9 protein-coding genes are annotated in these 7,272 nt (G+C 68.5%); 2 read left to right on the top strand and 7 right to left on the bottom strand.

The window, feature by feature from the left end; genetic code table 11:
• Positions 1–112 precede the first annotated feature (112 nt).
• Genes QZY48_RS34795 through QZY48_RS12800 form a run of 4 tightly spaced genes read right to left on the bottom strand, consistent with a single transcriptional unit; the run spans position 113 to position 957 of the window.
• Positions 113–286 carry an RES domain-containing protein gene (locus QZY48_RS34795; RefSeq protein ID WP_366929679.1) on the bottom strand — a complete coding sequence of 58 codons (174 nt, stop codon included), beginning with the start codon at positions 284–286 and terminating at the stop codon, positions 113–115.
• Positions 283–486 carry a hypothetical protein gene (locus QZY48_RS12810; RefSeq protein ID WP_295431246.1) on the bottom strand — a complete coding sequence of 68 codons (204 nt, stop codon included), beginning with the start codon at positions 484–486 and terminating at the stop codon, positions 283–285. The genes QZY48_RS34795 and QZY48_RS12810 overlap by 4 nt, the downstream gene beginning before the upstream one ends.
• Positions 467–703 (bottom strand): Txe/YoeB family addiction module toxin, encoded by a 237-nt coding sequence (locus tag QZY48_RS12805; RefSeq protein WP_295431245.1) that lies wholly within the window; start codon positions 701–703, stop codon positions 467–469. The genes QZY48_RS12810 and QZY48_RS12805 overlap by 20 nt, the downstream gene beginning before the upstream one ends.
• Positions 700–957 carry a type II toxin-antitoxin system Phd/YefM family antitoxin gene (locus QZY48_RS12800; RefSeq protein WP_295431244.1) on the bottom strand — a complete coding sequence of 86 codons (258 nt, stop codon included), beginning with the start codon at positions 955–957 and terminating at the stop codon, positions 700–702. The genes QZY48_RS12805 and QZY48_RS12800 overlap by 4 nt, the downstream gene beginning before the upstream one ends.
• 486 nt (positions 958–1,443) lie before the next feature.
• Between QZY48_RS12800 and QZY48_RS12795 the strand changes: the two genes are divergently transcribed.
• Together QZY48_RS12795 and QZY48_RS12790 are read left to right on the top strand one after the other, a co-directional pair.
• Positions 1,444–1,938 carry a hypothetical protein gene (locus QZY48_RS12795; protein ID WP_295431243.1) on the top strand — a complete coding sequence of 165 codons (495 nt, stop codon included), beginning with the start codon at positions 1,444–1,446 and terminating at the stop codon, positions 1,936–1,938.
• 176 nt (positions 1,939–2,114) lie between these two features.
• Complete coding sequence (locus tag QZY48_RS12790; RefSeq protein ID WP_295431242.1) at positions 2,115–2,690, top strand: hypothetical protein; 576 nt, start codon at positions 2,115–2,117, stop codon at positions 2,688–2,690.
• A gap of 203 nt (positions 2,691–2,893) precedes the next feature.
• Here the strand turns inward: QZY48_RS12790 and QZY48_RS12785 are convergent, their stop codons facing one another.
• The 3 genes from QZY48_RS12785 to QZY48_RS12775 form a co-directional block, all read right to left on the bottom strand.
• Positions 2,894–3,832 carry a formylglycine-generating enzyme family protein gene (locus tag QZY48_RS12785; RefSeq protein ID WP_295431241.1) on the bottom strand — a complete coding sequence of 313 codons (939 nt, stop codon included), beginning with the start codon at positions 3,830–3,832 and terminating at the stop codon, positions 2,894–2,896.
• A gap of 154 nt (positions 3,833–3,986) precedes the next feature.
• Entirely contained in the window at positions 3,987–6,239 is a 2,253-nt protein-coding gene (locus QZY48_RS12780) for an SUMF1/EgtB/PvdO family nonheme iron enzyme (protein ID WP_295431240.1), read from the bottom strand.
• A gap of 183 nt (positions 6,240–6,422) precedes the next feature.
• Positions 6,423–7,088: a VWA domain-containing protein gene (locus tag QZY48_RS12775; protein WP_295431239.1), complete on the bottom strand. Its 666-nt coding sequence runs from the start codon at positions 7,086–7,088 to the stop codon at positions 6,423–6,425.
• Positions 7,089–7,272 lie beyond the last annotated feature (184 nt).

Genomic DNA, 7,272 nt, shown 5'->3' with positions numbered 1-7,272 from the left:
GCGGTGAAAGTCGCAAGCACGGTTCTTAGGGGGCTGGGTGGCGGTAACGTCGCCTGGCTACCCGACCCGGCCACCCTCCTGCACGGGAGGTCGCTGGTCCGCACAGCGGACCCTACGGCCCCGCGCCCGTAGGGTCGGCTGTGCGGACCGCAGACAGCGCCGCCAGGCCCGGTCGGTTGGCACGTCCGCCATGTTGGGCGGCACCCGCCCCGCTGGTTGGCGCGAACGCCCATTTGGGCGTGTGCACGCGGTAGACGGTCAGGGCGTCCAGCCGGGTCAAGATCATCCCGCGGCCCCAGTCTCCAGGGACGCGATGTAGCGCAGAAGGTCGTCGGTGCGGCCATCGCTGACCAGTTGCTCGGCCGTCTTGTAACCGAACGGCGGCAGGGGCTCGTTGCGATACCAGAAAAGCGCTCGGTCCAGGTCCCCGGACTGATCCGTCGCCGCACGGATCGCGCGCAACGCCTCACGCAGGAAGCGTTGCACAACTTCGCAAGCGGGGGCGCGATTGATGGTATTTCGGTGAACGTGCGCCTGCGCGGCCAAGGGAGAGATCGTGCTTCAGCGCTTCCGGTTTGCCGATGCCGGTGGCGGGATCGCGTTGAATGTCTCGAATCAACGCGTTGATGCGCTTGAGGATTTTTCGATCGGTCTGCCGCCAGTAGAGGTAGTCCGACCAGGCCCGCTCGCGAAAGCAGATCATTCTTCGATCAGGTCATGGCGGACGAAACCGCGCCGCTCGCCCAACTCGGCGACGGCCTGCCGCAGGTCCGCGGCGTTGGCGGGAGAACGCAACAGATAGGCGGTCTCCTGCGAGGCATCGAAGTCCTCCTGTGAGATCAAGACGGCGTTCTTGCCGTTTGCCCGCGTAATGACGACCGGCTGATGGTCGTCCACCACTCGATCCATGGTCTGGCCAAGGTGTTTACGTGCCTCGGTGTAGGTGATTGCAGCCATAGCGGAATCCGCGACGAGGGGTAACGTCATCAGTATAGCAAGGTGCCGGGGTCTGTCGGGCGGATCAACCTAAATCCGGCCGTTGCTCACGCCAAGGCAAGGCGCCAAGCTCGGCAAGGAATCGAAGAAGACCAGCATCAGGCGTCGCGCCCCGCCAGTATCAGGTCGCTGACGGAGACTCCATCAATCGTCAACGGCTTGGCCGCGCGCCGCTTCCAGGACGGGAGGCCCAGCTGGATCGCACGGATCTCGGCAACCGGCTGGCCTATTCGCAGGACCCTGACGCTCTCGCTGGTCTCAACCAGATCGAGGCCTTGATCGTAATCCCGGCCAGCGGCGTGCGTAGTCAGGGCTTCCAGCCCTGACGGTGTCAGGCCAAGATGGCCTGACTACGTACCCGGCGAGCCCAAGTGGCCGGAATCTTGATCGAGGCCGCTGTCGCGGGTGGCGGGGGATATCGAGTATGGCCTTGCGCATCGCGTAAGGTTGTCCGGGCTGGTGCCGGGTGCGACCTATTACTACCAGGTGACCTCGGTCGATCCGATGGGTAACGCGACCAGCAGCAGTATCGGTGACTTCGTCGCGGCGAGCCCCAGTTTTACCCTGACGGTGAGTAAGAGCGGCGCCGGGTCCGGCGCGGTCGGCAGGGGCGGGACCTGGCCGGTCGATACCAGCGTCACCCCGACGGCCAGCGCGGCGTCCGGGTCCAGCTTCGCCGGTTGGACGCCGACCGGTTGCGGCGCCGCCTTCGCACTGACCGGGGACGCCAGTTGCATTGCCAGGTTTACCCTGGCGGCCGATCTGGATGGCGACAGTGATGTGGACAACGGCGACTACACGGTCTTTCGGGCGGCGCCTGGGGCCTGTAGCGGTATTGCGCGCTACCGATTGGCTTCCGACTATGACCGGGACGGCTGTGTGACGACCGGTGACTATCGGATCTGGTATGGCTTCTATCGCAGTTTCCTGGCTCGGCCGTGAAGATCCCCGTGGGAGCGGCGTCAGCCGCGACGAGGCCGCGACGGCTTGTGCCGTCGCGTCGCGGCTGAAGCCGCTCCCACAGCGTCGCTGCGCGACCAGGTACGGCCTTGACCTGCGGTTGGGGGCTTCAGCAATTTTTCCAACCCATTTGTTTCAATGGAACGGGCGGAGTGTCTATGAAATCCTTTGTTGCGGCCATGGCCGCGTTGTTGCTGGGGCTGGCGGCGGCCGGGGTCGGTGCCATGGGCATCAGCCTCACCCCGTCCAGCAGCCAGATCCGGGTGGGCGACCATTTCAATCTCTTGGTCGCGGTGACTGACGCGCTTGACGGTGTTTACTCCGCTGACGAGGTGATTGCCTTCGGCTTCGATGTGGCGATCGGTAATCCGTTGCTGGTGTCCTGGACCGGGGCGGAGGTGGCGATCCCGCCTTTTTCGGACGACCTCAGTGCTGACTTGATCGACACGGGGGTGGCGGGCTCGGTCGGCGCCGGGCCCGGCATCACCGATCCGGCCTTTAACCTGGCCGTGCTGCATTTCGTCGCGACCGGGGAGGGGGTCTTGGACCTGGGGGTCTTCTCGGACCTTGGGGACCTCAACGAGGGGCTGATCTACCTGGCCGAGGCGGCGCGCGACCTGACTGCGGCCACGCAAGTGATTATCCAGGGCGCGGGGCAGGCCCCGCTGCCGGGGACGCTGGTGTTGTTGATGGGGGGGTTGTCGTGGCTCACTTGGCGGCTCAGGCGGCGTTGAGGATTCGCCAGGGGGCGGCTCATAGGCGTGCGTTGGGCGGCTTGTTGGGCTTCGTTCCTCAGCCCAACCTACGAGAATCCTTGCCTAAGGTCTGACGGTGTCACGCGGGTGAGGTGGTTGGTCCGCACAGCGGACCCTACGGCGCGCGGCCAACCGCGGGGCTGCCGTGCGGGGCGATTGCCGCCGCGCCCCGGGGTCGCTGGTCACAGGTCCCGCGCGAGCCGAAACCCCCGATCCCCGCTGCGGTCCGAGGGCCAGACGCTCTGGCGGTCGGCGCTGCGCACCGAGGCCGGGCGGCCGAGCCAGGAGCCGCCGCGGACCACCCGGTAGCCGTCGGGGCAGGGGCCGGGCCATGCGGAGCCGTCCGTTGGCCCCGCGGTGTAGGTCTCGTGGTAGCAGTCCTGGACCCACTCCGCGACGTTCCCGGCGGTGTCGTAGAGTCCGAAGGCGTTGGGTGTGAGGGTCCCTACGCGGGCGGTCTCGCGGTCGGCGGCGGGGCCGGCGCAGCCGTCGCAGTTGGCGTTGCCGCGACCGATCTCCGGACCCCACCAGTAGGCCGTGCGGGTCCCGGCGCGGGCGGCGTATTCCCATTCGGACTCGCTCGGCAGGCGGTAGGGCGGGCCCTCGGCCTCGGCGTTCAGGCGCTTGAGAAACTGCTGGACCTGGTCCCAGGAGACCATCTCCACCGGCCGCCGATCATCCTGGATTTGCGCCGGATTCGCGCCCATGACGGCCGTCCACTGGGCCTGGGTGACCTCGTGGCGGCCGATCCGCATGGGCTTGACACTGACCCGGTGGGCCGGTCGCTCGTCGCCTTCGCAGGCACCGTCGGCGGGACCGCAGCCCATCTCGAAGCTGCCGCCGGGGATTTCCACCAGGGTCTGCGCCAGCGCCTCGATCGCGTGCCGACGTTCCATTGCCGCCTGCGCTTCGGCCTCGCTCGCGGTCTGGGCCCGCGCCCTGGCGGCCTCCGCGGCGCGGTCGCGGGCGTCCGCCTCCGCCGCCCAACGCTGATCCAACTGGCGTTCCAGGAGGCGGTCGGCCGCCTGTAGTTCCTTTTCCGTCCAGGCCGCGGCCGGGGCCGGATGCAGCAGCCAGCCCAGGGTCAAGGCCAGATAGAGTGCGACGGGCAGGGATATCATGGAGTCACCCTAAAATCCACAGATGAACACAGATGTCGTTTAGCATTGTCATACGCTTATCGCTACTGTCACAATCACCCGCAAGATGAGCCGCGACCAAGCGTAAGCCAATGAATCATCTGTGTTCATCTGTGGATGACTGCTCTTTCTGGGGTCACAGGTCCCGCGCCACGCGCAACCCGAGGTGGTCGCCCCGCAATGTCGGTGGGCCCCAGGAGCGGCGGGCGCAGCCCAACCGGTCGGGCGGGTCATCCCAGGAGCCGCCGCGGTACACTCGGGTCGACTCGACGCAGGTCTCACGCCATTCGGTGCCGTCCGTCGGCGCGCCCGCGTAGCTTGTGTGGTAACAGTCCTGTACCCACTCTGCGACGTTGCCCGCCGTGTCATAGAGTCCGAAGGGGTTGGGTTTGAATGACCCCACCGGGGCGGTCTTCCTGCCATCCCAGGGACCGCCGCAGCCGGTGCAGGCGGCCTGGCCCCGGCCCGGACCCTGGCCCCACCAGTAGACCGTCCGGGTGTCGGCGCGGTTGGCGTATTCCCACTCGGCCTCGGTGGGCAAGCGGTACGGCGGGGTCTGACCCTCAGCGTTCAGGCGCCGCAGAAACTCCTGGGCGTCGTCCCAGGAAACCCCCTCCACCGGCCGGTCGCCGCGTTTGAAGCGCGCCGGGTCCTCGCCCATCACCGCCTTCCACTGGGCCTGCGTGACCTCATAGCGGCCCATGAGGAAGGGGCGGAGGTTGACGCGGCGGGCCGGTTTCTCATCGTCCGGACAGCGCGACGGCCCGGGGCTGCAGCCCATCAGGAAGCTGCCGCCCGGGACCTCGACCAGTTCCTGCGCGAGGGCGCCGGCGGGTCCGCGCCGCGGCCCTGTCGCGAGAAAGACACGCTTGGCCGCGCGCGCCCTGGCGTCCCAGTGCCGGGCCTCGGTCAGGGCCAGTTCGGCCTTGTCCGTCGCGCCGTCGGCCAGGGCGCGGCGGGCGAGTTCGCGATAGAGGTCGGCCCGATCGGCGTCGAAGGCCGCCACCTGCTCGGGGGCCGACAGGGCGGCCTGTTGCAGCGCAAGGTCCGCGGCGGTTGCGGACCCGCCGGCCAGTGCCGCGCGTGCCTGGGCGAGGTAGGACGCGGCCAGCACCGGGGGTTGGGTGCTCCAGCGGTAATAGACAAGGGCGCCCAGGGCCGTCAGTGCCAGGGCGCCGCCGACTGCGATCAGGCGCTCGCGGTTGAGCGACCCCGGCCACCAGGCGGGGAGCGCTGCGGCGGCGGCCGGGGCCGGCGGTGTCGCGGCGGGTGGCGGTAGCGGCCGGATCAGCGGTGACGGCGGCGGCACTGGCGTCGGCGACACCGCCCCGGGGCCGGTCGGTCCGAGCGGCGCCGTCGCCCGGGGGCGCGCCCGGGGCCGCCTTGGCGCCGGCCGGCGGGGCGGCGTCCGGCAGGCGTGGCAGAACTCACCCTCCGGATAGCGCCAATGGGTACCGGCCGCGCAACGTACCAGGCGCTGTTGCGCCAGGTTGAGCACGTCCAGCCACTCCTTCGCGCTCGGGCGCAGCGCCGGCGTTGCGTGGCCGCCCAAGAAGCAGCGGTCGAACAGGCGCCGCAGCGTCGGGTCGAGCGTGTCCAGGGCGCGCGCGGCCGGCGGCTTGCGAAAGCGCCGGTCCTTGCGCCACGGGAAGATGCCGTGCTGGATGCACCACTCGTCGGCCTTGCCGGGCAAGGAGTCCCGGGGGTCGCGCAAGGCCCCGGCGAACGGGTGGAAGCCGTCCATGAGCAACTGAAACACCAGCACCGCCAGCCCGAAGCGGTCGTGTTCCGGGCTGCGGTCCACCTGGTCAAAGCGCAGCCCTTGCAGCTCGCGCGGGGTATATTCGGGCACCCCCACCGGGCAGCGATACAGGGTCTGACCCGCCCGTACCTGAAATGAATCGGTATCGACCAGGGTCACCAGGCCGCGGGTGGTGACCAGGATGTTGCGCGGGTTGACATCGCCCATGACGTAGCCCTTCACATGCAGTGCGTGCAGGGCCGTGCAGAGGTTTTTCGCGACCTGGTGCCGGGCGTGCCAGTCCAACTCCAGCGCGTCGCGGGCGCGGGGGTTGTAGGCGTTGAGCAGGGAGCGCCCGCCGTCGATGCGGGGCATCAGATAGCCGACGAAGCGCCCGTCCTCCTGGAGCAGGGCCAGCGGCCAGGTGATGGAGGCGTGGTTGAAGCGCTCGCGCATCTCGTCGCGCGGCGGGTCGGCGAGCATGGCCCGGAGCTTGGCCGCGCGCGCCTCGGTGGCCTGCCCGGGCAGATAGATCTTCACCAGGCAATCCGCGCGTCCCGCCAGGGTCAGGATGATGCCCTCGCCGCCGCGGGCCAACTCGTCCTGGGTACGGTAGGTCTCGCCGTCCGAGCCGGTGAGTTGGGTCATCCCAGCGAACGCAGTTGCACCACAAAGGCACCAAGGACACAAAGAATTTCAATGCGTTGTGCTGACATTGGGTTTCTCCTGCGAAGTACGCCGCGTGATGCAAACAGCATTTTGTTCCTTTGTGTCCTTGGTGCCTTTGTGGTGCAAATCGCCACATCCAGGCTCATGGGCAGGGGCGCCGGGCTAGGCGCTGGCCCAGCCGATGGGGGCCTGCAGGGGCACCTCGGTGTCCAGTTCGGCGTGGGAGACGCTGCGCATACTGGTCGAGAGCCACTGGAACATCTCGCGGAACCTGAGTCCGTTGAGCATCAGCGGCTGGCGCGGCCCGAGCTGGGCCAGGAGGTCCAGGTTGGCCCCGCCGACCCCCACCGCGAAGAAGGCGACCTTCTTGGCCGCCTCCGCCGCCTGCACGCGCCGCGCCGCCTCCTGCCACAGGTCGCCGTCGGTCGGTTCACCGTCGGTGATCAGAAAGACCCAGGGACGGAAGAAGGGGATGCCGTTGGTCTTGTAGCTCAACTTGCGCTGTTCGATGAGGTCCAGCGCCAGGTTGATCCCGCCCCCCATGGGGGTCTGGCCGCCGACCCCCAGCAGCGGCGGCTCGAACTGGTTGGCGGTCACGAAGTCCTGGACCAGTTCCGCGCGGCCGCCGAAGCTGACGATGGCGATCTCCACCCGCAACAGGGCCAACTCGTCCTGCTCCAGGTCCATGCGGAAGCTCGCCAGGCCCTGGTTCAGGGCCGTGATCCGCGCCCCGTTCATGGAGCCGGAGGTGTCGAGCAACAGCACGCAGGGGCAGCGGGGTTCGGGGTTGCTGGTGTCGAATTCAGCGGCATCGAAATCGGTGGACATCGGGGGCTCCGTGGGGGCTGGGGCGGCCTTCCTGGGTGGCGGTCGCGCGGACGGGGGATCTGGGAGTATGCGCCGGGATTTTCCGTCCGGGAGGGTCGGAATGCAAAGCCTGGGAGCGCCGCGGGTGCGATCAGAACTGATGTGGTGACCGAGATCCCGGGTACGCTGTCGTTGTCGTTGTCGT

This window comes from uncultured Thiodictyon sp., from assembly GCF_903828115.1.
Lineage (GTDB): Bacteria > Pseudomonadota > Gammaproteobacteria > Chromatiales > Chromatiaceae > Thiodictyon.
Note: the sequence above shows the minus strand (reverse complement) of the source record. Positions and strands in the feature narration are given on the sequence as shown.

Bases quoted from the DNA above. Each gene is read 5' to 3' on its own strand.
- QZY48_RS12785 (WP_295431241.1), bottom strand. From the start codon at position 3,832: ATGATATCCCTGCCCGTCGCACTCTATCTGGCCTTGACCCTGGGCTGG.
- QZY48_RS34795 (WP_366929679.1), bottom strand. From the start codon at position 286: ATGATCTTGACCCGGCTGGACGCCCTGACCGTCTACCGCGTGCACACG.
- QZY48_RS12775 (WP_295431239.1), bottom strand. From the start codon at position 7,088: ATGTCCACCGATTTCGATGCCGCTGAATTCGACACCAGCAACCCCGAA.
- QZY48_RS12790 (WP_295431242.1), top strand. From the start codon at position 2,115: ATGAAATCCTTTGTTGCGGCCATGGCCGCGTTGTTGCTGGGGCTGGCG.
- QZY48_RS12800 (WP_295431244.1), bottom strand. From the start codon at position 957: ATGGCTGCAATCACCTACACCGAGGCACGTAAACACCTTGGCCAGACC.
- QZY48_RS12780 (WP_295431240.1), bottom strand. From the start codon at position 6,239: ATGACCCAACTCACCGGCTCGGACGGCGAGACCTACCGTACCCAGGAC.
- QZY48_RS12805 (WP_295431245.1), bottom strand. From the start codon at position 703: ATGATCTGCTTTCGCGAGCGGGCCTGGTCGGACTACCTCTACTGGCGG.